We start from the raw sequence: 23,583 nt of genomic DNA on the forward strand, positions 1-23,583 counted from the left end.
TGTCATAGCCATTTGCTGGAAAAGATCAGTTTACGGATCTTGCTTCAGCGACTTCATCGGTTTCATATCTTTTGTGTCGCCACACCAGACCGCTTTATATTACCAATCGTTAAAGCAGGGCTCACATGAGATACATCGAATCTACTGGTTACTAACCACATATCACGGTCGACCTTAAGGGGTCTATCTTCGCAAATCTAAAGAACAGCTTTCGGCTTTAATATTTTGACAGAGTATGATTATCGTATATCCAACCCGACATGCTATAAGGTCATCAATGGAATATGGATGAGCCGGAACAGGGTAGTGCCTCGGGCAAACACGCGACAAGATCGGCAGACGGGTTGGATTTCGCTTCTGTCACCTGTGGGCGCAGCACGCGCCTTGTGTGCAAAGCGGGCATTGCGCCGTTTCGCAGAGGATGAAAGTGGAGCCTTGCTCCTATTCAGCCTCATTCTCCTTCCAAGCCTTATACTTATTGCCGGTTTTGCGGTGGATATCGCACAGTTGAACGCGCAAAAATCCTATGCGCAGGGACAAGCTGACCTTGCCGCCCAAAGTGCCGCATTGCATCTGCACGATCCAGTCGAAGCCCGGGCAGTTGCAAGGACAGTGGTTCGCAAAAACAACCAATATGGCGAGATAGATATTGCGGACTCCGATATCGAGTTCGGCAGGTTCTCTTCTGACGCTGGATTTGTGCGTGACAGTGACCAATCAGCTCCGAACAGCCCCAATGCCGTCCGGGTTTCCGTTGTAATGCCATGGCGCACGCTGCTGTTGGCGCCCCTGATCTCCAGCGGTGAACACACCATCAGACGCGATGCCGTTTCAAGCATTGGAGCACCAGTCGTGGCCTTTACCCTACGAAACACGCTCGTTGATCTCGATACGCGCGACTCCGCTCTGGTCGCTCCCATTCTCGATGGGTTGCTTGGCCCCGGTGGCCTCGGTCTTGATCTGAGTCTGATTAATTACGAGGGCGTGCTCGATACAAAAGTGAACGTAAGCGAGTTGCTGGACTTCATCAGCCTGAACTCGGAGGTCGATCTTCTGACCTTTCAGGATGTGCTGGATCTCGCCATCAGTACACCAGAGCTTTTGATCAGCCTCGCGAACCTGACCGGCTTACCTTTGGACGGGATTGTCAACGGATTTGTTCCAAATGGCGGGATTCGGATCGGCGACCTGATTCAAGTGTCTGACACTTTGGGCGACATTGCGATTGAAGAGGTTCCTTTCAACCTTGATGTAAGCCTGTTTGACCTGTTGCTCGCTACTGCAGGACTGGCAAGCTTTGATCCGAGCGAACGCTTGACTGTGGCAACAGGCCTCAATCTTGCTCCTCTTGCGAATGTCAACCTCAATGCCGGGATCGTCCGCGCCCCCATCACCTTTATCGGCTCTCCTGAGGACGATCCCCCGCTCGTAGGATCGATTTCACAAGTTGGGGTCGGCGTTACGGCATCCGCGGCCAGCATTCTGGACATCCGGGCCGATCTCTCAGCGGCGGATGCGACCGCGCGTTTGATCCGGCTGGATTGTGCGGCGCAGGAGGATGCCGATATCGTGGCGCGCTTTCAGATTGACACAGGCGCCGCGAGTCTCGATTTGGATATTGGACTTCTCTCGCCGCCGTCAGGCGTTGATGACGCGGATCAATCGAACACCACCCCGATCGGCGCAACGACGCAGTTCATTGATATTAGACGCGATCAGGTCGGCGTACCCATTCCGATCCCCTCGCTCATTACACTCTCCAGTTTGTCAGGGTCAGTTGGATCTTTGCTCGACGATATCAGGTCCGACCTCAATACGCAGCGAAGCGGCATTTTCGGGAGTCTGCTCGGCGGTATTCTCGGGGGTCTGCTCGGCGTGCTGAACAATCTCATTTCCCAAGTGACAGCGATACTCGCCGGCAGCGCGCTCGATGATCTCTCGCGGGCGCTTCTGGAATTGCTCGGCCTGGATGTCGCGCGGGCTGAAATCATTCTCGAAAGTTATTCCTGTGTGTCGCCCGGTGGGAGTGTGTTGGTGCAGTAATTTCAGATAGCGCGTCCAAAATTCCTGATTCCGGGCTATGCCTGACCGAGCCCTAAAACGTTCGGCGCAAAACCAGAATCGGTAGGTATACCTTGACGCGTTGATCTGTGATTCATCCTGATTGGGAGGACGGATCATGTCAGCACCGTAGCCAGACGCGCTTCGGCCGAGGTTTCATAAATTGGTTGAAGAACGACTGACCGGCATGCTGCTCGACCGCCTGACACACCATGTCAACATCTTTGAGATGAATGGCGAGAGCTATCGCCGCCGCCTTGGCAAGGCACGCTAGGACAAGGCGGTAGCTATCCTCCAAATCGCCAGAGTTTGGCCCTGACAGGCCAAAGCATCCGGACAGTCATACCCACCCCAAATTGGCAAGATTATGCGCTGCCCTTTGGCTCACTTTTACGTAACGCTCCGGCGGGGGCCGTCTGACGGGGCGCGTTGGGTGATGGTAAGTCCGACCTTATGGTCGCCTTACGTTCACACCGCACATCGAGATCCTGTCCGCCGAGGACGTGCCGCGGCGTCGGCACTGGAGCGATTCTGACAAGATCCGGGTGGTCGAGGAAAGTCACCGTGGACATCGCCAGGTTTCTGCGATCGCACGGCGGCATGGCATCTCCCGCTCGTTGCTGACGGTCTGGCGGCGACAATATCGGAACGGGGAGCTTTCGATGGCAAGCGGCGCTGCGTTCGTGCCGGTGAAGATGACGCCGGACCTTGACACTCAGCCGCCGCGGCAGCCGAACCCCGCCGTCCAGCTTGAGATCGTTCTGAGGAACGGAAGGCGTCTGCTTGTGCCCTCGTGCGTGGAGCCGGACGCATTGACCCGGCTGCTGCCGATCCTGGAGGGCAAATGATCGCATTCTCTTCTGGCACGAAGGTCTGGATCGCAGGCGGCGTAACGGACATGCGCTGCGGCATGAACAGCTTGGCGTTGAAGGTGCAAGAGGGCCTCGGGCGTGATCCGCATGCCGGCGAGATCTTCTGCCTCCGCGGGCGCCGAGGCGATCTCGTGAAACTGCTTTGGCATGACGGGGTCGGCATGTCGCTTTATGCCAAGCGGCTGGAGGCGGGAAAGTTCATCTGGCCGGTCAGCCAGTCGGGACAGGCTGTCGCGATCTCTGCGGCCCAGTTGGGGTATCTTCTGGAGGGGATCGACTGGCGCAATCCGCGCTGGACGCAACGCCCTGCAAAGGTTGGATAAATCAGCGGGAAAGCCCTTGTTTTACTGGTCCTTGGCGGGCCGACATGGTAGACGTTCGCCATGTCAGACGCCCGCTCCGAGCTCGAAAAATTGCGCGCCGCGCTCGCCGCTTCGGAGCAACGCGCGACGGCGGCAGAGGGGCGCGCCGAGACGGCCGAAGCCGATCTGGCACGGGCGCGCGCGGTCGTCTCGACCTCCGAGGCGATGATTGCGGGCCTCAAGCTCGAGATCGCGCTGCTCAAGCGCGACAAGTATGGCCGCAGCGCGGAGCGCAGCGCCAAGTTCCTCGACCAGCTGGAACTGCAGCTCGAGGAGCTGGTCGCAAATGCGGCCGAGGACCGGGTGCAGGCCGAACGGCTGACGGCCAAGGTCGGTGCCTTCGAGCGGCGCAAGCCGGTGAAGAAAGCCTTCCCCGAACACCTGCCGCGCGAGCGCGTGGTGGTCGAGGCGCCCAGCACCTGCTCCTGCTGCGGCTCCGATCGCATCGTGAAGATGGGCGAGGACATCACCGAGACGCTCGAGGTCATCCCCCGCCAGTGGAAGGTGATCCAGACGGTGCGGGAGAAGTTCACCTGCCGGGCCTGCGAGAAGATCACCCAGCCCCCGGCGCCCTTCCATCCGATCCCGCGGGGATGGGCAGGCCCCAGCCTGCTTGCGATGATCGTCTTCGAAAAGTACGGCCAGCATCAGCCCCTCAACCGTCAGGCCGAACGCTACGCCCGTGAAGGCGTGGACCTCAGCCTCTCCACGCTTGCCGACCAGGTCGGCGCGGTGGCCGAGTTGCTGAAGCCGCTGAACGCCCTGATCGAGGCGCATGTCTTCACCGCGGCCCGGCTGCATGGTGACGACACCACGGTGCCGCTGTTGGCCCGTGGCGGCACGAAAACCGCCCGGCTCTGGACCTATGTGCGCGATGATCGTCCCTTCGACGGGACCGCGCCGCCCGCGGTCGTGTTCCGCTTCTCCCCCGATCGCGCTGGGGAACATCCGACGAAACATCTGACAGGCTGGCAGGGCATTCTGCAGGCCGACGCCTATGCCGGGTACAACCAGCTCTACGACGCCGCCCGGCAGCCCGGGCCGGTGACATCGGCGCTGTGCTGGGCCCACGCGCGGCGCAAGTTCTTCGAACTCGCCGATGTGCAGACCAACATCCGCAAGGGCAAGTCGCCCAAGGAGATCTCGCCCATCGCCGTTGAGGCGGTGAAGCGCATCGACGCGCTGTTCGAGATCGAGCGCATGGTCAACGGGCAAACCCCGGAGGCACGGCTGGAGATGCGACAGCACCAATCGGCCTCGCTGGTCGCGGACCTGGAGCGCTGGCTTCGCAGCGAACGCGCCCTTCTGTCGAAACATGCCAAGGTGGCCAAGGCCATCGACTACCTGCTGTCATCCAACCACTGGCCTGGCTTCACGCGGTTCCTCGAGGATGGGCGTGTCTGCCTCTCGAACAATGCCGCCGAACGCTCCCTGCGCGCGGTGGCCCTAGGCCGGAAGGCGTGGCTCTTTGCAGGCTCCGAACGGGGCGGCCAGCGCGCGGCGGCGATCTACACCTTGATCGGCACGGCCAAGCTCAACGACATCGACCCCCAGGCATGGCTCGCCGACGTCATCGCTCGCATCTCCGACATGCCTGTCTCACGCCTCCACGAATTGCTCCCGTGGAACTGGAAACCGGCAGGCCAACCCAAAACCTCCGTCAAGGCCGCATAGCCGCGGTACTCGGCGTATGCTTACACTTTTACTCTGCCGTTAACATGAGGATCGACTTTTGATGGATGGCGTCTTTAGCACGTGGCACACGCAGACCTTCATTGCGAGTCTCAGCGCCGATGCCTTGAACGCACCATGGGTAATCAAGGGCGCGATGGATGCCGAAGCCTTTGCGGCTCACGCCACTCAGGTAGCTGGTCCACGAACTGACGTCAGGAACGGTGGTAATCCTGAACAACCTCGCCACCCGCAAGAACGCCGCCGCAGTCAAGGCTATGCAGGATTCTTGCCGCCATACCGCCCTGACCTGAACCCGATTGAAATGGCATTCTCCAAACTCAAAGCCCACCTACGCAGGATCGGCGCTCAAAACTTCACCGATATGTTCCACGCCCTCACAGAAGTCTGCGGTCTATTCTCGCCAGAAGAATTCTGGAACTATTTCAAGGCTGCCTGGTACGTCTCATGTTATAGATCCGTCATTAAAATGACACGAATCCTGCCCGGTGAGGGTGAGTTCGGATGCTCTGATGAAATAAACTTTGGGCGGTTTGAAACTTTTGCTTCCCGGCTGACGTGTCTCCTGCATCAGCGGCTCAGACGAGCCTTTGAAAACAAGGGAGAACGACCAATGACCTTCAAAACCTTTCTGAGCACGGCCACTGCCATTGCCCTTGGCACCGCCGTTTATGCCGCCAACCCAACAGTGGGCGGCGCGCCGATGCTCGTAGAGCGCAACATCATCGAGAATGCTGTCAATTCGCCGGTTCACACAACGCTGGTTGCGGCGGTGAAAGCCGCCGATCTGGTCGAGACATTGCAGGGGCCTGGGCCGTTTACCGTGTTCGCGCCGGTGAACGATGCGTTTGCGGCCCTGCCCGCAGGCACGGTCGAGACGCTGCTGATGCCCGAGAACAAGGCCATGCTGCAAAAGGTCCTGACGGCTCATGTGGTCGCCGGTGACTGGTCTGCTGCCGACATCATCGCCGCCGCTCGCGCCAGCAAAGATGGCTTTTACCACTTCAACGCCGTGTCGGGCGACGCCCTGTCGGCGCAGGTAAAAGGCAACAACGTCTACATCATTGATGAAAGCGGAAACGCGGCCCGTGTAACGGTGGCGGATGTAGACCAATCCAACGGCGTGATCCACGTGATCAACGCTGTTCTCGTGCCAAAGTAATACCCCCACACTGGCACGGGATCTGCCCCTCCGCCGCACGGATGGCGGGGGGGCTTTACGCAGCTTGATGCGGATATGCTTTCTGAAAACCCATGCGCGCGCCCTCTGCGCAAGCCGAACTTGAACGGATTTAGGAAAACTGGCGCGCTAGTCCCCGTTGAGCGGCATCTGTTCCGAATCGCGCTGGATTAACCCCCTGACAGGGGTTCAACACTTGGAATAGAGTTGTCCCGTAAACTGGAGGATCAACGATGGCTGAACAAACTTTACACACATCGACGTCTACTGCTGGCGCGACAAAGCCATTCTGAGGCAAATGCAGAAGATCATAAGCAAGCAATTCGCCAATGCCGCTCGTAACACCAAAAACACGCAGCAAAATCAATCACACAAACGAATCTGAGCGTCCGATGCTCACACGGTGATTAATCCCCATTTTAAAGGGCGACGGACAGCTCGTTCTGTCAAGCAATCATACTGTTACAAAGTTCTTAGAATATTGAGTGCCGCAGGCGTTGGGATGACCTAAAGGCGGTTCAACTTTTCAAAGTTCCGATATTCCCATTCGATTGTCAGGTACCTCTGCTCTTCTCTCCGATCGGCGTGGACACTTTCGATTGTCTTTAAAATGCCAGGTACCGTCTTTTGACACGATTTCGATGACCGGCCTTCAAGCGGCATTCCTTCAACGTTTTTCTAGATCTGGATCAGAATATGTGACTGTTGACTTGGGCCGATTACATACTTTCTAATGATCTGGCATACTTTTTAATAACGCGTATGCATTTGAGCGGGAGGCCAGCCGCCCGCTCGACGTTTGGTGTCGGCTTTGAGAAAGGGTTATGTGATGATCGCTGCTAACTCATCTGCCGCGACGGAAAAGAAAAGGCAAGCGAACAGGCTCAGGGCTCAGGGGCGCGTTCTCGAGGCTGCCGAGGCATATGCGCAAATTGCAAAAATGCATCCATCTAGCGATGCCGGTCTCTTTGCCGCCTATGCACTGCGCGACGCGGGCAAGCTTGATCTCGCCCGAAAGGCGTTTGAGACCTACGCAAGCGAGCATCCGGACGATTATAGGGGCTGGGTCGGTCTTGGAACCTTCTGTAAGCAAAACGGCTATTATGCAGAGGCCATCGAACCAATTCGCCGTGCGCTTGCCTTAAGGGACGAGATTCCGACTCGAAACAGTTATATCGCGTCGCTCTGGCGCACCGGCGCGCATGATGCCGCCCGAGAGGAAGGGCTCAAGAACCTGAAGGCAAAGCACAAACTCGCTCTTGAAAGGTTCTCCAGCTCTCCGTTCAAGTCATACAACCTTGCCGACGGTGGCCGGGGGTTCGACCCAGAAAGACGGCGCCGAAACATCATTTCTTTTTCGCTATGGGGAAATCGTCCCGAATATGTGACCGGCGCCATCATAAATGCGCAGATCGCGCAGCATCTCTATGTTCACTGGACAGCGCGCTTCTACTGCGACACGTCCGTCCCTCATGACGCCCGCGAGGCCTTGAAGACCTACGGCGCAGAGGTCATTCTCATGACCGAACAGCGCCATGCGAAAATACGACCCATGTGGCGATTTCTGGCTTCAGACGATCAAGACATCAATGTTTTCCTGTGCAGGGATGCGGACTCACGTCTGAATGCAAAGGAACTTCTGGCGGTTCAGGACTGGCTGTCTTCAGGCAAGCGGTTCCACGTGATGCGCGATCACATCTATCACCATGAATTGATTCTGGCTGGCATGTGGGGTGGGATGTCAGGAGTATTGCCAAATCTGGAAAGCTGGCTGCTCAATGCAACCGACTATTTTGATAGCAAGTTCGGAGATCAAGCCTTTCTCGCTGATATGATCTGGCCGCTCATCCGACAGGACGTGCGCATTCACGACACAGAATACAGGTTTCCGGATGGGACATCATTTCCACTCGGCTACGACCTTCCCGGGATGATACACGTTGGCGGGGCAGTCAAGAAGATGCCTCATTGGTCGACATATGTTCAGATGCCCAAGCCGGGCTCCGATTGACCTGCCCCAGCCAAGCTGGGGATAGTGTAACTTTCTACAAAGCGCTTCCCTAAAAGAGAGGACCGGGGATTTCTCCCCGGTCCTCATGTCGCGTTGCGCAAGCTTAGCCCAGAAGGCCGCCGCCGCCGAGCAGACCGTCCTCACCCGTCACCGGATCGAGCAGGCTGCCAAGCAGACCGCCGCCGTCGCCACCGAGCAGGCCGCCGACAAGGCCATCCTCGCCAGTGATCGGATCCAGCAGACCGCCGCCGTCGCCACCGAGCAGGCCGCCGACAAGGCCATCCTCGCCAGTGATCGGATCCAGCAGACCGCCGCCGTCGCCACCGAGCAGGCCGCCGACAAGGCCATCCTCCCCAGTGATCGGATCCAGCAGACCGCCGCCGTCGCCACCGAGCAGGCCGCCGACAAGGCCATCCTCCCCAGTGATCGGATCCAGCAGACCGCCGCCGTCGCCACCGAGCAGGCCGCCGACAAGCCCATCCTCCCCAATGATCGGATCCAGCAGACCGCCGCCGTCGCCACCGAGCAGGCCGCCGACGAGGCCATCCTCGCCAGTGATCGGATCCAGCAGACCGCCGCCGTCGCCACCGAGCAGGCCGCCGACAAGGCCATCCTCCCCAGTGATCGGATCCAGCAGACCGCCGCCGTCGCCACCGAGCAGGCCGCCGACAAGGCCATCCTCCCCAATGATCGGATCCAGCAGACCGCCGCCGTCGCCACCGAGCAGGCCGCCGACGAGGCCATCCTCGCCAGTGATCGGATCCAGCAGACCGCCGCCGTCGCCACCGAGCAGGCCGCCGACAAGGCCATCCTCCCCAATGATCGGATCCAGCAGACCGCCGCCGTCGCCCGGGGTGCCACCGTCGGCCGGATCCCCGATCAGACCTTCGCCAAGCAGGCTGCCCACGAGACCATCCTCGCCAGTGAGGCCTCCCAGCGTTCCGTCGTTGCCGATCAGATTGCCAACCAAGCCCTCAGAGCCGGTCAGCGCACCCAGGACACCGTTGTCGCCGGTGATCGGACCAAGCAGGCCATCATCGGCCAGGATCGGGTCAAGCAAACCGTCACCCAGTTCGCTCTCGGCGCCGGGGTCGCCAATCAGCCCCTCTCCGGTCAGATCGCCAACCAACCCGTCCGAGCCGGTAATGGCGCCAAGCAGCCCGTCATTGCCGATCAGATCGCCAAGCAGCCCGTCCGAGCCAGTCACGTCGCCGAGAAGGCCATCGTTACCGGTGACATCCCCGAGCAGTCCGCCGTCGCCAATAACCGGATCAAGAATGCCAGTTTGATCATCGGTCGGGTCCGTGGGATCGGTCGGGTCCGTGGGATCGGTCGGGTCCGTAGGATCGGTCGGGTCGGTGGGATCGGTCGGGTCCGTGGGATCGGTCGGGTCCGTAGGATCGGTCGGGTCCGTGGGATCGGTCGGGTCCGTGGGATCGGTCGGGTCCGTGGGATCGGTCGGGTCCGTGGGATCACCATCGTCATCGTCATCGTTGAAGCGCGACAGGGCAAGCCCCGCCAGCAACAGACCTCCACCTAACAACAACGCACCTTTGTTAAGACTGGAAACAGGGCTGGGCTCTTCCGGCGCGATAACTTCGGCTTCCATCAACGTTGGAGAAAGTTTTCCTTGCGTGCTGAGATGCTCACCGTTTTCAATTTGTTCCCCCGACAGGATTTCAACCGGTCCATCTAGGAGAACCAGTTGCGATCGCTTGTCTCCATCTTTCGGAGCGAAGAATTCAGAAACAACTATCTCTTCTCCGCTCTCAAGCACCAGCACGAGGTCGCCACCTTCTTGCTTAGCTGATTTGATCTCATCTCGCCGAACGCCAACTCTGTGCATTGTGGCGCTGTCGGTGACGATTGTTTTCTCTCTCATAGTCATAACCTCTTGATTTCATCCCAGCTTTCGCGGCGATCTTGTGCCCAATTCCCTCGAGTCACATGACATCACAGCACGACAGATCGGCATTATGCCCGCCAAAGGGTTGCAATCCAAATAGCGGCAGATACATTCTAATAGGCATTAGACCCATCCGAAAGATTATATAAAGTACTTTTGTGTGTTTTTTTGTTTTTGTATTGGGCTGTGGCCATGTCAGCGCTGGAAGGCGGCCAACTGAGCGAGTTCCGCATGGGCTCGTTCTATCAATCGATTGAGATTGTTGAGAAATAGATACCTATACAGCAATGGTTTCCCGCCCCCCTTCTGTCTGTCATCGTGATGGGTTCGTTAGATCCCGTTGATGGCTAGAGTGACTTTTTTCCATGGAGACTACGTCTATAGTTGTTCCGGTTGGCGTAGAGGGCCGTCGGAATCGGAAATGGTCGAATGATTTGAAAGCGCAGATCGCAGTGGAGACACTGGTGCCGGGCGGTACCGTTACTGCTGTTTCGTGGCGGCATGGCATGCTGCGAACTATTTGTCGGCATGGCGAACGCTGGCGCTGAGCGGGTAGTTGGTGCTATCTGCGCCGGAAGGTGGGGCGGTTTTCGCGTCATGAATCGTTGTTACGTTTGAAGATGCCTGGCGTGACGAGGTTGGCACGATGCTTCGGTCGGAGATTGTCATGTGCGCAGTCCTGATCCGTTAAAAGCCGAGGCGTCGGCTGATGGAGTCTTATCAGTTATGCGTAGCTTGGAAGTCAGCCGATGATGTTCCCGTCGCACCGCGTGCGGGCTCTGGTCTAGACGCATTCCATGGACTTCAGCGAAGGTCCTGATAGTCTAGTGATCATAGTGTTATCATTGCTGCTCAAGGAGTTATTCATCTGTACAGTGTTTGTGCCGCGCTCCGGCCTTGCCGTGCTGGCCGACCATCTCAAGCAATCATTCAAGCTGTTCTTTGATGAGACTTTGGCCTTGGTACAGGATCCAGAGAGTTGGAAAACCAATGCCGCGAAGACCCGGACACTTCTCCGTCACGACCGACCATCTGTCGGTGAGGATCTGCCCTTTGTGGTTTACTTGTGTGCCCTTGGGCGCGTGGGTGGTAAGCGGTAAGGCGACCCCGTGGGTTAATGGCCGTTCTGTTTTGGGGTAAGCGTTTGGCGATGGTCTGATCGCCGAGGTTTCATGTCTACGACTAGTTCTACGCCCATGCCTGCGACTGGTAGCTTACAGTTGATTGAAGCAGTTGCAGAGCATTTCGACGGTGCGCCGATTGGTGAGCGACGGCGGTGGTCTGACGCGTTCAAGGAGAGAGCCGTCGCCGCGGCGCTGGAGCCCGGGGTGAATGTGTCAGCTCTTGTCCGCAGTCTCGGGATTTCGCCGCCGCAACTCTTCGGGTGGCGCAAAGCTTTCCTGAACAAGCAGAAACGGGTCGGTGTTTCAGATAGTGCCGTGCCGCTGGTGGAAATTGTGTTGGGAGGCATCATCGTTCGGGTGAGCCCGGATGTTGACGAGGCTGCGTTGCTGCGCATTCTTCGCGCGGTGCGCTTAGCATGATCCCCTCTGGCGTGAAGGTCCAGTGGACTTTCGGAAAGGACCAGACAGCCTGCTTTCGCTAGTTCGGGATGCCGGGAGCGATCCGTTCAGTGGCGCACTTTACGTATTCCGTGCGAAGCGGGCAGACCGGATCAAGATTGTTTGGTGGGACGGCAGCGGCGTATGTCTGTATGCAAAGCGCCTGGAGAAATCCTCGTTCTGCTGGCCGCGCATCGTACATGTCCGTGTCCAGCTGAACCACGCCCTGTTGATTGCCACTGAGAATTGACCCATGTGCAACCTTGCCCCGGCTTGAACCAGCTGGGGGCATTTGGAGTGATCGACATGGGATTTTTGAAGGTTATCAGGACATGGGCGCTGCGAGACAAGATGCCCATTCGCGAGATTGCGCGGCGCACGGGCATATCGCGTAACACAATCAAGAAGTATTTGCGGGAGGGGATTGTTGAGCCTGCGTTTCAGACGCCGGATCGTCCGAGCAAGCTGGATCCCTATGCCAAGCAGCTGACAGCATGGCTCACGACCGACCAGCGCAAATCACGTAAAGAGCGCCGGACGGCGAAGCTGATGCACGCCGATCTGGTAAAGCTTGGATATGACGGCTCCTACGAGCGCGTTGCGGCCTTCGTGCGCCAATGGAGAGGCGAACGGCAGCGGGCGCATCACACGACGGATCGTGGAACTTTCGTGCCACTGGTGTTTGCACCAGGCGAGGCGTTCCAGTTCGACTGGAGCGAGGACTGGGCCTATGTCGGGGCTGAGCGCATCAAGCTGCAGGTGGCCCATATCAAGCTATCGCACAGTCGCGCATTTCTGGTGCGGGCGTATTTGCTGCAGACACATGAGATGCTGTTTGATGCCCACTGGCATGCCTTCCGCGTCTTTGAAGGCGTCCCGGGTCGCGGAATCTATGACAATATGAAGACGGCCGTCGACAAAGTCGGAACTGGCAAGAAACGCGATGTGAACGCGCGGTTTCTGGCCATGACCAGCCATTATGTCTTCGAGCCTGAGTTCTGCAATCCCGCCGCAGGATGGGAGAAGGGTCAGGTCGAGAAGAACGTGCGCGATGCGTGTCACCGGCTTTGGCAGGTGATGCCAGCCTTCGCTGACCTTGATGCACTCAACGACTGGCTGGAAGAGCGCTGCAAGGTGCTTTGGGCCGAGACGGAGCATGGCACTTTGTCTGGCAGCATTGCTGATGTGTGGGAGGATGAGAAACCTGCGCTAATGCCCCTGCCCACGGCCTTCGATGGCTTTGTCGAGCAGAGTAAGCGCGTATCACCCACTTGCATGGTCACTTTTGACCGCAATCGCTATTCCGTGCCCGCCAGCTTCGCGAACCGACCTGTAAGCCTTCGTATTTACCCTGAACGGCTGGTCATCGTGGCCGAGGGGCATACGATCTGCACACATGAGCGCATCATTGAGCGGTCGCACCGCCAGCCTGGGCGCGTCGTTTATGACTGGCGCCATTATCTGGCCGTGGTCCAGCGCAAGCCAGGTGCGCTGCGCAATGGGGCACCCTTTGCCGAGATGCCAGAGGCCTTCCGCAAGTTGCAGGGACAGATGCTGCGCAGGCCTGGTGGGGACCGTGAGATGGTCGATATTTTGTCGCTTGTTCTGCACCTGCTCCACAGGTTGGTGGACGGCAAACCAACCGACCAGCGCGATATAACGCCGCCGTCGGCCCTTTCTCTGAGCAAGGAACCTGAGGCCAATGTTGCACGCTACGACGGGCTGCGACAGGCTCGGAATGAGGGAGGCACACGCCATGCGTCATGATCCTGCCGGAGCAGCCATCGTCATCATGCTGCGTAGCCTCAAAATGCCCGGGATGGCGCAGGCCGTGGGCGATCTCATCGAGCAAGGATCGCCTGCGTTCGTGTCTGCCATGCCGATCCTGTCGCAGCTGCTCAAGGCCGAAATGGCCGAGCGCGAGGTGCGCTCGATCGCGTATCACATGAAGGCTGCCCGCTTCCCCGCCTACAAGGACTTGTCTGCCTTCGACTTCGCGGCCAGTGAAATGCGGGAAGCTCTGGTCCGCCAGCTCCATCGATGCGAGTTCATGGATGCTGCTGAGAATGTGGTGTTGATCGGAGGGCCCGGCACGGGGAAATCCCACGTGGCCACGGCCCTCGGCATCCAGGCCATCGAGCACCATCGCAAACGCGTGCGCTTCTTCTGTAAGCGGTGTCCCGATCACACTGGAACGGGGTAATTCCACGGGAGGAGATCGTCGATCTGGCTTTGCTTATGGCCTTGAACGATGGCGGTGAGCGCGGCTGATAGCCATGCGTGGGGATCGACGCCATTCATCTTGCAGGTCTCGATCAGCGAGGCGATGACGGCCCAGTTTTCAGCTCCGGCGTCGTGTCCTGCGAACAGGGCGTTCTTGCGGTTCAGGGCGATGGGGCGGATGGTGCGTTCGACGGTGTTGTTGTCGATCTCGACGCGGCCATCGGTGAGGAAGCGGCCAAGGCCGTCGCGGTATTTTGCGATGTAGGCAAGGGCCTCGCCCAAGGGCGACTTTGCCGAGGCGCGGGCGCGGTGGTGGGTCAGCCAATCGTCGAGACGGGCGATGATCGAAGCGGAGCGGTCCCGCCGGATGGCCAATCGCGTTACGGGGTCACTGCCGCGGATCTCGGCCTCGATGGCGTAGAGGTCGCGGATGAGGGCCACGCCTTCCTCGGCAATCGGCGCGGATCCGGTGCGGGTGATCTCGATTAGTTTGCGGCGCGCATGCGCCCAACAATGGGCGAGCTGGATGCCCGGACCGATCCGGTCTGCTGCGATCAGGCGGTTGTATCCGGCATAGCCGTCGACTTGCAGGATGCCGCCAAAGCCCTGCAAGATCCGCTCGGCATGCTGCCCGCCGCGACCGGGGGCATAGGTGAAGACCACGCTTGGTGGAGACGCGCCGCCCCAAGGTCGGTCATCGCGGGCAAGCGCCCAGAAGTATCCCGTTTTGGTCTTTCTCGCCCCCGGGTCGAGGACCGGGGCGCGCGTTTCGTCCATGAAGAGTTTGGTAGACAGTTTCAGGTCGGCCATCAGCGCGTCATGGACAGGGCGCAGTTCGAAGGCGGCGCGACCCACCCAATCGGCAAGGGTGGAGCGGTCGAGATCGACGCCCTGGCGGCTGTAGATCTGGGCCTGTCGGTAGAGCGGCAGATGATCTGCATACTTGCTGACCAACACATAGGCTACTGTGGCCTCGGTGGGCATGCCACCTACGATCAGCCGTGCCGGTGCGTGGGCTTGGACGACCCCGTCGGTGCAGGACCGACAGGCATACTTGGGACGGCGGGTCACGATGACACGGAACTGAGCAGGCACGATGTCCAGCCGTTCCGAGACATCCTCGCCGATGCAATGCAGGCAGCCGCCACAGGCGCAGGTCAGGCTGTCTGGTTCGATGATCTCCTCGATGCGCGGCAGGTGCTTGGGCAATGCACCGCGGTTGGCTGCACGCGGTTTGGCAGGGCGCTTGGCGGCCCGGTCCTCGGCATCCTCTTCGGCATGGATCACCGCCATCGCCGTTTCGAGGTCTTCCAACGCCAGTTCGAATTGGTCCGGATCGCTCTTTTCCGACCGCCGCCCAAAGGCCGCCTGCTTGAAGGCCGCCACCAGCTTCTCCAGCCGTTCGATCCGCTCGTCCTTTCGCCGCTCGCGCGCATCTGCGGCAGTCAGTAACGCCTTCAACGTGGCGATTTCTTCAAGCAGATCAGAGGTCTTCGGCATGGCCGGTTTTTACCAAACCGGCACAGAGGATGCCCGTCGAAAGCACCAACCGAGTCATCCTGCCGCAGGGCTGAACCGGTCATTCCACCGCTTCGGGAGCCTTCACTTTAATGGCCCGAACCCGCCGCCAATCCAGACCAGCAAACAGCGCCTCGAACTGCGCGTGGTTCATCAGCATCAACCCGTCCTTCACGGCGGGCCAGGTAAACGTATGCTCTTCCAGCCTCTTGTAGGCCATCACCAGCCCGGTGCCGTCCCAGTAGAGCAGCTTCAGCCGATCGGCTTTCTTCGCGCGGAACACGAAGACCGTCCCGGTGAACGGGTCCTTGCGCAGCTCGTTCTTCACCATCGCGGCCAGGCTGTCATGACCTTTGCGGAAGTCTATGGGCTTCGTCGCCACCATGATCCGCACCCGGTTCGACGGGAAGATCACGTGCGGGCCTGCAAGGCCATGGCCAGTTCCGCGATCCGGGCTGCGGGCGTGGCTGCATCCAGACGCACAGTCACAGGGCCGATCAACAGATCAATCGTCGCAGTTGCAACCGGCGTGTCCACTGCCTGCGCCGTCGACAAAGGTGCTGCGAACTCAGCTCCCGCAACCTCGGGCACAACAAGTTTGCCCTTCCGTGCCAGCGTCCGCCAGGACGACAGGTGGTTGGCCTTCAATCCATGCCGATGTGCCACCTCGTTCACGGTGACGCCAGGAACCAGCGTCTCGGCCACCATCCGACCCTTCGCCTCGTCAGACCATCGCCGCTTGGCCGCCGGAGCCGCCAGAAGCTCCACAAACCCAACAGCCTCCATACCGCGCTCCCGATGGACTCCCAATGACACCTCCCGTGCAAATCACCACAATTTCGCCCCGCATCGCAGCTTACGGATTCAACGGGAAGGTGGGGTCAGAACAGCGGTTACCTTCTTCTCAACGGTCGAGCTGGTTAATGCCCTGGAGCAGGAAAAGGCTCAGGGCAAGGCTGGCAAGATCGCCGAGGCGCTGGTCAAAACCGATCTCGTGATCCTGGACGAGTTGGGATATTTGCCGTTCAGTGCCTCCGGCGGGGCCTTGCTCTTCCATCTGCTCAGCAAGCTCTACGAACGCACCAGCCTCATCATCACCACAAACCTGAGCTTCAGCGAATGGGCCAGCGTCTTCGGCGACGCCAAGATGACCACCGCGCTACTCGATCGCCTTACCCACCGATGCCACATTCTGGAGACCGGAAACGACAGCTATCGCTTCAAGGCAAGCTCCGAAACGGCCAAAAAGAAACGGAAGGAGACAGCAGCATTGACGCCATCATGACGCGCAGAACATAACAACTGGGTGGGTCAGATCTCGGTGACAATGCCGGGTCAATTCTCAGTGGCAATCAACAAGATTGGGGGCCACGCCATTGCGGCGCGCGACTACGGAAATGCTGGCCCGGTCATCCAACGTTTCTTCGACAATGCGCAGCTTCTCGGCCGCACTCCAGCGACGGCGACGGCTGCCATCAGTTATGATTTCTATCTCAGACATAAGCACGTGCTCCGCCATATACCTAAGACTCCATGGTTATGCCCAAGTGTCCGGTCGAAAAAGGGGCCAGTTCAGATCGTCGTTGGGTCAAACGAGGCCTTGGCTTTGCGCAGCAATCACCGCCTGCGTTCGGTTCTTGCATCTTAGCTTCACACAGACAGACCGGACATGCATCTTAATAGTCGGTTCCGCAAGGGAAAGACGCGACGCAATCTGTCTATTCGACATGCCTTCGGCCAAATAGCTTAGGACCAACTGTTCCTTCGGAGAAAGCGGTGTGTCGGTCTTGGCTGTCTCGGATGGAAAAATCTGAAACATAAGCTCTTTGGGAAAAAACTGCTCGCCTTCCGCCATGAACCTGATGGCATTCACAAGGGTTTTCAGGGGTGTCGTCTTGAGGACGATGCCGTCCGTTCCGACATCGATCAGATCCCGCACGCCCTGTGAAGAAACTTCGCCAGTCAAAATCGCCACGGGGCAGTCTGGAAGCCGCTTCTTAACCTTCGTCACTCCCGCACTGCCACCCATGCCGGGCATGTTCAGATCGAGTACGACAATGTCAAAACTCTCGCCCGCTTCGATGTGCTCCAGAGCCTTATCAAGCGTTTTGGCGGTCGTCAGGTGAATATCTGGAACACGTGAAAGATACATGTCGATCATTTCAAGGATCATGCCATGATCGTCTGCCAAAAGAACCTTAAGCCCATCATCAGAGTCCATCATGTGCTCACAAAACCTTAAACCACGTTCTTGTCGCGTTACCTAAGGTGGTATCGGAATTGCCAATGGAACGCAATAAACCATATCATAGCAACGTATTGTGTGACCACGTCAAGCAAGTAGAATTCATCCTCTATTCTGCGGACCAACGCATACTTCGCTGCGGCCCGAGAGGGAGGCGATACATCCGTTGCTATGGGTCGTAATGCAGGCTGATCTTCTCGTCCTCGCAGGGCGGAGTCACTAGGGCCGCCAGTAGAACCGCAAAAATGATGCTAAGAGTTGCCCCAGCGACGTAAGCTAGTATGAGCGTCGCTAGGGGAAATCCCAACAAGAAAAAGCCGACTCCAGTCAAAGCGCCGCCGACGGAGCCGCAAAGAGCATAAACCGCGCTCATTATTTAATCTCCTCGTAAGCCCCGCTTGAACTTAGTACGGTCCAGAGCCATCTGGCCACATCGCACCATACGCCTTGAAGATATATCAAAAGATATTTATGTCAATTACACACCTATCTTCTTTGGGTGATAGACCTATATCACCTTTACCTTAAGCCGCTCCATCCTAGCGGAGAGGCGGCCCGTATTTTAGAGGCGGTTCCAAAGTAATTCTGGCCAACCATCATCGCGAACGGGCTCCCACACTGATTGAAAACCACTAAATTCCAATAATCTAAAGAGAAATTCTGGCATTGGATCGTGACAAAAGTTGTGCTCTTGGTTCACTCCTGTCCGAAGCGGGCCTCCGCTTCGCTGGAGGCTCTGCCAGCGATCTTATGCCCAAGGATTTAAAAACCAGTTCTCCTTAAAATAGCTCTTGCAAAATACTTAAGTATGTATATCATATTATCTTATGAGGTCGTAACTGGGCTATAACATACTCACCACTCTCACCAAAGCCATTTACACTCATGATTGCGGTTTGTGTTTGTGATGACCGCTTTTCACCCCTCCAAACCCCCAGTTGGAGGGGTGCTTTTTTTGAATGACGTTAAGTCGAGATGTGTTACGTATCAATTCGAGGGGGCGGCAGAACGTGGTGGGCAAGCGTCAATCCCTGAAACCGTTAGCCGCCCCCGTCAAGAACACCAGCCTTTGTAACGGCGACGCGATGTGCGCCCGGCGGTGGCCATCCCATTTGGCGGCGTTTTGTCATGCGGATGTTCCGATGTTATCGACGCAACCTTCTGCTCAGGGCGATGTGAGCTCCTGATCTGATCCCCGCAAACTGGACCGTTTGAAGGTGGAGTTTTCCGCTACGATTTCCCGGCTGGGAGAGGAGCGGAATCACATGAAGGCATCGAAGTTTTCGGACGCGCAGAAGGCGTTCATCCTCAAGCAGGGCGGGGAAGGCACACCTGTTGCCGAGATCTGCCGCAAGGCTGGCATCAGCCAGGCGACCTACTTCAATTGGAAGAAGAAGTATGCGGGTTTGCTGCCGTCCAAGATGGAGCGGCTCAAGCAGCTCGAAGACGAGAACAGTCGGTTGTAGAAGATCGTGGCCGACCTGACCTTGGATCGAGAGATGCTGCAGGATGTCATCCGGCGAAAGATCTGAAGCCTGGTCGTTTGCGCGAACTGGTTCGCGGGATGTGCAGCGATTGGGCGGTCTCGATCCGAACGGCCTGTGGGGCCATCGGCTTTGACCGTTCGACGTTTCACTACAAATCCCGCCGCGTCGATCAGGCTGCTGTGGAGAAGCGGCTCAAGGAGATTTGCGAGAGACGCGTGCGTTATGGTTATCGCCGGGTTCATGTGCTCTTGGACCGCGAGGGCTGGGGCATCAACATCGAGAAAGTCTATCGCATTTACAGGGAGTTGGGCATGCAGCTCAGGAACAAGACGCCGAAGCGGCGGGTGAAAGCCAAGCTGCGTGATGACCGAACCGAAGCCGTTTGTCCAAACGATGTCTGAGGCATGGATTTTGTCCATGACCAGCTCGCAACGGGCAAGAAGCTTCGGATTCTGACCGTGGTGGACACGTTCTCGCGCTACGTTCCGGTGCTCGACGCTCGGTTCAACCGGGGTGAAGACGTTGTCGCCACGCTGGACCGTGTATGTCGAAGATCGGGCTACCCCAAGACGATCCGGGTCGATCAGGGTAGTGAGTTCATCTCCCGCGACATGGACCTGTGGGCCTATCAGCGTGGCGTCACGCTCGACTTCTCACGGCCAGGAAAGCCGACGGACAACGCCTTCATCGAAGCCTTCAATGGCAAGTTCGTAAGCATACGCCGAGTACCGCGGCTATGCGGCCTTGACGGAGGTTTTGGGTTGGCCTGCCGGTTTCCAGTTCCACGGGAGCAATTCGTGGAGGCGTGAGACAGGCATGTCGGAGATGCGAGCGATGACGTCGGCGAGCCATGCCTGGGGGTCGATGTCGTTGAGCTTGGCCGTGCCGATCAAGGTGTAGATCGCCGCCGCGCGCTGGCCGCCCCGTTCGGAGCCTGCAAAGAGCCACGCCTTCCGGCCTAGGGCCACCGCGCGCAGGGAGCGTTCGGCGGCATTGTTCGAGAGGCAGACACGCCCATCCTCGAGGAACCGCGTGAAGCCAGGCCAGTGGTTGGATGACAGCAGGTAGTCGATGGCCTTGGCCACCTTGGCATGTTTCGACAGAAGGGCGCGTTCGCTGCGAAGCCAGCGCTCCAGGTCCGCGACCAGCGAGGCCGATTGGTGCTGTCGCATCTCCAGCCGTGCCTCCGGGGTTTGCCCGTTGACCATGCGCTCGATCTCGAACAGCGCGTCGATGCGCTTCACCGCCTCAACGGCGATGGGCGAGATCTCCTTGGGCGACTTGCCCTTGCGGATGTTGGTCTGCACATCGGCGAGTTCGAAGAACTTGCGCCGCGCGTGGGCCCAGCACAGCGCCGATGTCACCGGCCCGGGCTGCCGGGCGGCGTCGTAGAGCTGGTTGTACCCGGCATAGGCGTCGGCCTGCAGAATGCCCTGCCAGCCTGTCAGATGTTTCGTCGGATGTTCCCCAGCGCGATCGGGGGAGAAGCGGAACACGACCGCGGGCGGCGCGGTCCCGTCGAAGGGACGATCATCGCGCACATAGGTCCAGAGCCGGGCGGTTTTCGTGCCGCCACGGGCCAACAGCGGCACCGTGGTGTCGTCACCATGCAGCCGGGCCGCGGTGAAGACATGCGCCTCGATCAGGGCATACCATCGTTTTGCGCTGAGTACGGCGGATGTTGAAGATCTGCTTGCCGAACGTGGCGTGATGGTCAGCCGGGAAACAATACGCGGCTGGGTCAATCGGTTTGGAGCGCATTTCGCCGCGTGCATCCGCCGTGACCGGCCGCGACCGAACGACAAATGGCACCTCGACGAGGTTGTGATTCCGATCAACGGCTTGAAGCATTGGCTCTGGCGTGCTGTCGACGCCAACGGTGATACGCTCGATATTCTTGTTCAAACGCGCCGAAATGCGAAAGCTGCCAAGCGTTTCATGGCAAGGCTGATCGCGCAATTTGGCAAGCCAAGGGTTGTCACCACAGACAAGCTGCGTAGCTACATCAAGCCGATTGCCCATCAAGCACCGGGCGTCGATCATCGCGCCCACAAAGGCCTCAACAACAAGATTGAAGGCAGTCACAGGCCGACGCGACGACGGGAGAAAATCATGGGCCGATTCAAGTCGCCCAGACAAGCACAACGTTTCCTTACCGCACACGACCAGATTAACAACATCTTCCGACCGCGTCGCTACAGCCTCACTGCCATATCCTATCGCCATGCCCGGGCAGATGCTTTTTGCCTCTGGACAGACTATGCTGCCGAGATGGTGGCTTGAAATCAACTTAAGTGGCTTTCTAAAATAAATCCGAAACAACTTGGCAATGCCCTCTTTGTGGTTCCGTTCTCAAGGGTCGTCTCGACAATAATCCGCACTTCCATGGCAGCCCCCTTCTAAATGAACCACCAGCATACACAGACACCCCAAGTTTTGCCCACTCCCCGCTTCGAGAGCTTCGAGGAGACAGTAGTGGATGGTTAGATCGGAACAACGGCGGAACCGTACCACATTATCGCCAAAAGTGTCCGCTTGAGTGCCTTGAGATTTGAATCAAAAGGTTGTATCTTTCGGATACATGTACTTGCACTGACCCGGATAGGAAATGTCATGGCCGCTGTTTACAGACTAGGGGAACGCCAAAAATTATTAGCACAAGGCAGTGCTCGAAACGGCGAGGCCGGAAGGGTCGATCTCGTAACGAACCCAAGCGATGCTGATCCGTTCGGCCTCAGATCTAAGGCGCGGCACGATCATGCAATTGAGCTTTGTCCGCGTGGCCTCTCGCTTTATTGTGGCGAGTTCGACACGAGTGCATTGAGTTGTCGCGAGTGGCTCGCCCAATTGGGCGGTGACCTCATGATCGTGTCTGAACCGGCTCTGGATACAGGATGGTTGCTGAAATATGCAGAGCTTGTGGACTATCTTGTCGTTGACTCAGACTTTATTGGAGATGTTGAGGACGCCGTTGATTTCTGCATGCGGGTGCGCCGTGCTGCACCACAATTGCCTCTAATGCTCATTTCGAGTGAGGTGCGCGGAGACGATCTGACGGCAGAGCGCATGATGGCATGTGACGTGACGTTGAAGTTCCCGCTGAATGAGGAGCAATTTGTTCGCGGCGTTATTTCTGCACGACGGAACAATGCCCAGTTTCGTCACTCTGTTGTCGTTTAACGGTCGACTGAAATCGGTTTCGAGCACAAACAACAATCGGGTCCAATAGGGACTGATCAACTTATTGGATAAAGCGTGATCGGACAGCGAGATTTCAAGCAGGGAAAACTTGTTTGAGAATAGGAGTAGTGCTATGAAACCGTATAGAGAATACGTTCGGGCGATGATATCTAAGCTCAGGTCGCACTGGAGCGATACCTCGGGGGCTGTGACTATCGAATGGGTTGTATTGGCTGCGGCGCTCGTTGCACTTGCGGTGGGCGTCAGAGAGATTATTCTGAGTGAAGATGCCGGTGGCGTACTTGGAACATTCAGGGATTTGATCAGCGATGCACTTGGACCTGCCCCGCCGTCTAGCTGATGGCCTTCAAAGTGCAGAGCTTCAGATGGAGTGTCCACCATGCTGAGACGGGTATGGTACATTTACTTGCTTGTAGGCGGATGCAGTCTGGTTCTGCTATCTGGTTTCTTTACTTTTAGATATGTAAACACGGCCGAGCAGCGCCTTGAAGAGGCGGTTCGAGTCCGTGCGCAGCTCCCGGCCCGGGCGACAGCCGTGGTATTGGTGCGGAACGTTGAACCTGGTGCGATTTTGCAGGATGCGGATCTGCAGCACGTGGATCTATATTCTGATCATCTTCACGACAGAATGATACGTAATCTGGACGATTTGAGTGACGACAGTGATCGACCTCTGATGGCCCTTCGTGCTCTGAAGGCAGGTGATCTGGTTCTTTGGAGTGATGTGGTGCGTGCGGGTCAGATTGTGACGCAAGACGTTCCGCTTCCCCTAGGCAATGCCGCGATAGTAATCGAAGTTACAAACGAGGACATTGCCAGCTTTCAGGTCGGTGCCGTCGTGGACGTAAGCGGCGCAACCAAACAATCCGGTAGACCGAGTATGACTCGCACTCTGGCCAAAGATCTCATTCTGATTTCGGCCATCGATTTGGGCGATGAGGGAAGAGCACAGGTCGTTCTGCTCGGGCCTCAGGAGCTGATTGACACGCTCGGCGGTCTTTACGCAGGAAACGATCTCCGGCTCACTCAGGAGAGAAGAACCCTTTTAAGCGCGGGCTCCACCCAATCCGAGCAAGAGCCTGTAATACAGCAGACTGAGCGTTCGCAGGCAGAGACAGGCCAACGAGGCTCAGGCAACGTGTTGGGTTCGCTTGAGCGGTATGTGTCTACAGTTGTCCCCAACGAACAAGAGCAGACCTGTTCGCTTACCGTGGTGCGATCCGCGCAGCGCACTCAAATAGAGGTTCCTTGCAGATGATGGCA

General features: G+C 58.0%; 17 protein-coding genes and 7 pseudogenes. 17 read left to right on the plus strand and 7 right to left on the minus strand.

The window, feature by feature from the left end; translation table 11 throughout:
- Positions 1–435: 435 nt before the first annotated feature.
- From ACLGGT_RS20975 to ACLGGT_RS21005, 7 genes and pseudogenes are all read left to right on the plus strand, one after another.
- Positions 436–2,043, plus strand: coding sequence for a pilus assembly protein TadG-related protein (locus ACLGGT_RS20975; RefSeq protein ID WP_437197563.1), 1,608 nt, complete (start codon positions 436–438; stop codon positions 2,041–2,043).
- 190 nt (positions 2,044–2,233) lie between these two features.
- Positions 2,234–2,335: pseudogene (locus ACLGGT_RS20980) on the plus strand (ATP-binding protein); the annotation flags it as partial.
- A 271-nt stretch (positions 2,336–2,606) separates the two neighbouring features.
- Positions 2,607–2,909, plus strand: a complete 303-nt coding sequence (tnpA, locus tag ACLGGT_RS20985; protein ID WP_437197610.1) for an IS66-like element accessory protein TnpA — start codon at positions 2,607–2,609, stop codon at positions 2,907–2,909.
- On the plus strand, positions 2,906–3,256 hold the full coding sequence (gene tnpB, locus ACLGGT_RS20990; RefSeq protein WP_437197564.1) for an IS66 family insertion sequence element accessory protein TnpB: 351 nt from the start codon (positions 2,906–2,908) through the stop codon (positions 3,254–3,256). The genes tnpA and tnpB (ACLGGT_RS20990) overlap by 4 nt, the downstream gene beginning before the upstream one ends.
- A 60-nt stretch (positions 3,257–3,316) precedes the next feature.
- Positions 3,317–4,969, plus strand: coding sequence for an IS66 family transposase (gene tnpC / locus ACLGGT_RS20995; protein WP_437197565.1), 1,653 nt, complete (start codon positions 3,317–3,319; stop codon positions 4,967–4,969).
- A gap of 631 nt (positions 4,970–5,600) precedes the next feature.
- Positions 5,601–6,149 carry a fasciclin domain-containing protein gene (locus ACLGGT_RS21000; protein WP_297541433.1) on the plus strand — a complete coding sequence of 183 codons (549 nt, stop codon included), beginning with the start codon at positions 5,601–5,603 and terminating at the stop codon, positions 6,147–6,149.
- 847 nt (positions 6,150–6,996) lie between these two features.
- Complete coding sequence (locus tag ACLGGT_RS21005; RefSeq protein ID WP_437197566.1) at positions 6,997–8,178, plus strand: tetratricopeptide repeat protein; 1,182 nt, start codon at positions 6,997–6,999, stop codon at positions 8,176–8,178.
- Positions 8,179–8,281: 103 nt separating this feature from the next.
- Here ACLGGT_RS21005 and ACLGGT_RS21010 read toward each other — a convergent pair whose 3' ends face one another.
- Positions 8,282–10,060, minus strand: coding sequence for a BapA/Bap/LapF family prefix-like domain-containing protein (locus tag ACLGGT_RS21010; protein ID WP_437197567.1), 1,779 nt, complete (start codon positions 10,058–10,060; stop codon positions 8,282–8,284).
- An 821-nt stretch (positions 10,061–10,881) separates the two neighbouring features.
- On the opposite strand from ACLGGT_RS21010, the gene ACLGGT_RS21015 reads away from it, so the two are divergent.
- The 5 genes and pseudogenes from ACLGGT_RS21015 to ACLGGT_RS21035 form a co-directional block, all read left to right on the plus strand.
- Positions 10,882–11,184, plus strand: coding sequence for a hypothetical protein (locus tag ACLGGT_RS21015; protein ID WP_437197568.1), 303 nt, complete (start codon positions 10,882–10,884; stop codon positions 11,182–11,184).
- 120 nt (positions 11,185–11,304) lie between these two features.
- The gene (locus ACLGGT_RS21020) at positions 11,305–11,628 is read left to right on the plus strand and encodes a transposase (RefSeq protein ID WP_437197569.1); all 324 of its coding nucleotides are present in this window, start codon (positions 11,305–11,307) and stop codon (positions 11,626–11,628) included.
- Between the two features lie 22 nt (positions 11,629–11,650).
- Positions 11,651–11,896, plus strand: a complete 246-nt coding sequence (gene tnpB, locus ACLGGT_RS21025) for an IS66 family insertion sequence element accessory protein TnpB (RefSeq protein WP_437197570.1) — start codon at positions 11,651–11,653, stop codon at positions 11,894–11,896.
- A 56-nt stretch (positions 11,897–11,952) separates the two neighbouring features.
- Entirely contained in the window at positions 11,953–13,413 is a 1,461-nt protein-coding gene (istA, locus tag ACLGGT_RS21030) for an IS21 family transposase (RefSeq protein ID WP_437197611.1), read from the plus strand.
- A pseudogene (locus ACLGGT_RS21035) lies at positions 13,403–13,813 on the plus strand (ATP-binding protein); the annotation flags it as partial. The gene istA and the pseudogene ACLGGT_RS21035, both read left to right, overlap by 11 nt.
- A gap of 17 nt (positions 13,814–13,830) precedes the next feature.
- Here the strand turns inward: ACLGGT_RS21035 and tnpC (ACLGGT_RS21040) are convergent.
- The 3 genes from tnpC (ACLGGT_RS21040) to ACLGGT_RS21050 form a co-directional block, all read right to left on the minus strand.
- Positions 13,831–15,369, minus strand: a complete 1,539-nt coding sequence (gene tnpC / locus ACLGGT_RS21040) for an IS66 family transposase (protein ID WP_375554200.1) — start codon at positions 15,367–15,369, stop codon at positions 13,831–13,833.
- A gap of 79 nt (positions 15,370–15,448) precedes the next feature.
- Positions 15,449–15,802 (minus strand): IS66 family insertion sequence element accessory protein TnpB, encoded by a 354-nt coding sequence (gene tnpB / locus ACLGGT_RS21045; RefSeq protein WP_375553144.1) that lies wholly within the window; start codon positions 15,800–15,802, stop codon positions 15,449–15,451.
- The gene (locus tag ACLGGT_RS21050; RefSeq protein ID WP_437197571.1) at positions 15,799–16,092 is read right to left on the minus strand and encodes a transposase; all 294 of its coding nucleotides are present in this window, start codon (positions 16,090–16,092) and stop codon (positions 15,799–15,801) included. Before ACLGGT_RS21050 ends, tnpB (ACLGGT_RS21045) begins: the two co-directional genes overlap by 4 nt.
- Before the next feature lie 187 nt (positions 16,093–16,279).
- Between ACLGGT_RS21050 and ACLGGT_RS21055 the strand changes: the two are divergent.
- Positions 16,280–16,672, plus strand: a pseudogene (locus ACLGGT_RS21055) (ATP-binding protein); the annotation flags it as partial.
- A 69-nt stretch (positions 16,673–16,741) separates the two neighbouring features.
- Here the strand turns inward: ACLGGT_RS21055 and ACLGGT_RS21060 are convergent.
- Positions 16,742–16,906 (minus strand): annotated as a pseudogene (locus tag ACLGGT_RS21060) (transposase); the annotation flags it as partial.
- 69 nt (positions 16,907–16,975) lie between these two features.
- Positions 16,976–17,611 (minus strand): response regulator, encoded by a 636-nt coding sequence (locus tag ACLGGT_RS21065; RefSeq protein ID WP_437197573.1) that lies wholly within the window; start codon positions 17,609–17,611, stop codon positions 16,976–16,978.
- A gap of 1,286 nt (positions 17,612–18,897) precedes the next feature.
- On the opposite strand from ACLGGT_RS21065, the pseudogene ACLGGT_RS21070 reads away from it, so the two are divergent.
- A pseudogene (locus ACLGGT_RS21070) lies at positions 18,898–19,829 on the plus strand (IS3 family transposase); the annotation flags it as partial.
- A 24-nt stretch (positions 19,830–19,853) separates the two neighbouring features.
- Here ACLGGT_RS21070 and tnpC (ACLGGT_RS21075) read toward each other — a convergent pair.
- Positions 19,854–20,765: pseudogene (gene tnpC / locus ACLGGT_RS21075) on the minus strand (IS66 family transposase); the annotation flags it as partial.
- Between tnpC (ACLGGT_RS21075) and ACLGGT_RS21080 the strand changes: the two are divergent.
- The 3 genes and pseudogenes from ACLGGT_RS21080 to ACLGGT_RS21090 all read left to right on the plus strand — a co-directional run.
- A pseudogene (locus ACLGGT_RS21080) lies at positions 20,758–21,402 on the plus strand (IS6 family transposase); the annotation flags it as partial. The pseudogenes tnpC (ACLGGT_RS21075) and ACLGGT_RS21080 overlap by 8 nt on opposite strands.
- Positions 21,403–21,732: 330 nt before the next feature.
- Complete coding sequence (locus tag ACLGGT_RS21085) at positions 21,733–22,299, plus strand: hypothetical protein (RefSeq protein ID WP_437197575.1); 567 nt, start codon at positions 21,733–21,735, stop codon at positions 22,297–22,299.
- Between the two features lie 400 nt (positions 22,300–22,699).
- The gene (locus tag ACLGGT_RS21090) at positions 22,700–23,578 is read left to right on the plus strand and encodes a hypothetical protein (RefSeq protein ID WP_437197576.1); all 879 of its coding nucleotides are present in this window, start codon (positions 22,700–22,702) and stop codon (positions 23,576–23,578) included.
- The last annotated feature ends 5 nt before the right edge of the window (positions 23,579–23,583 follow it).

It is taken from the genome of Roseovarius sp. MS2, from assembly GCF_051447875.1.
Classification (GTDB): domain Bacteria; phylum Pseudomonadota; class Alphaproteobacteria; order Rhodobacterales; family Rhodobacteraceae; genus Roseovarius; species Roseovarius mucosus_A.

Coding starts and splice junctions, on each gene's coding strand:
- tnpB (WP_437197564.1), top strand. CDS start 2,906: ATGATCGCATTCTCTTCTGGCACGAAGGTCTGGATCGCAGGCGGCGTA.
- tnpC (WP_437197565.1), top strand. CDS start 3,317: ATGTCAGACGCCCGCTCCGAGCTCGAAAAATTGCGCGCCGCGCTCGCC.
- ACLGGT_RS21000 (WP_297541433.1), top strand. CDS start 5,601: ATGACCTTCAAAACCTTTCTGAGCACGGCCACTGCCATTGCCCTTGGC.
- ACLGGT_RS21005 (WP_437197566.1), top strand. CDS start 6,997: ATGATCGCTGCTAACTCATCTGCCGCGACGGAAAAGAAAAGGCAAGCG.
- ACLGGT_RS21010 (WP_437197567.1), bottom strand. CDS start 10,060: ATGAGAGAGAAAACAATCGTCACCGACAGCGCCACAATGCACAGAGTT.
- ACLGGT_RS21015 (WP_437197568.1), top strand. CDS start 10,882: ATGGACTTCAGCGAAGGTCCTGATAGTCTAGTGATCATAGTGTTATCA.
- istA (WP_437197611.1), top strand. CDS start 11,953: ATGGGATTTTTGAAGGTTATCAGGACATGGGCGCTGCGAGACAAGATG.
- tnpC (WP_375554200.1), bottom strand. CDS start 15,369: ATGCCGAAGACCTCTGATCTGCTTGAAGAAATCGCCACGTTGAAGGCG.
- ACLGGT_RS21065 (WP_437197573.1), bottom strand. CDS start 17,611: ATGATGGACTCTGATGATGGGCTTAAGGTTCTTTTGGCAGACGATCAT.
- ACLGGT_RS21085 (WP_437197575.1), top strand. CDS start 21,733: ATGGCCGCTGTTTACAGACTAGGGGAACGCCAAAAATTATTAGCACAA.
- ACLGGT_RS21090 (WP_437197576.1), top strand. CDS start 22,700: ATGCTGAGACGGGTATGGTACATTTACTTGCTTGTAGGCGGATGCAGT.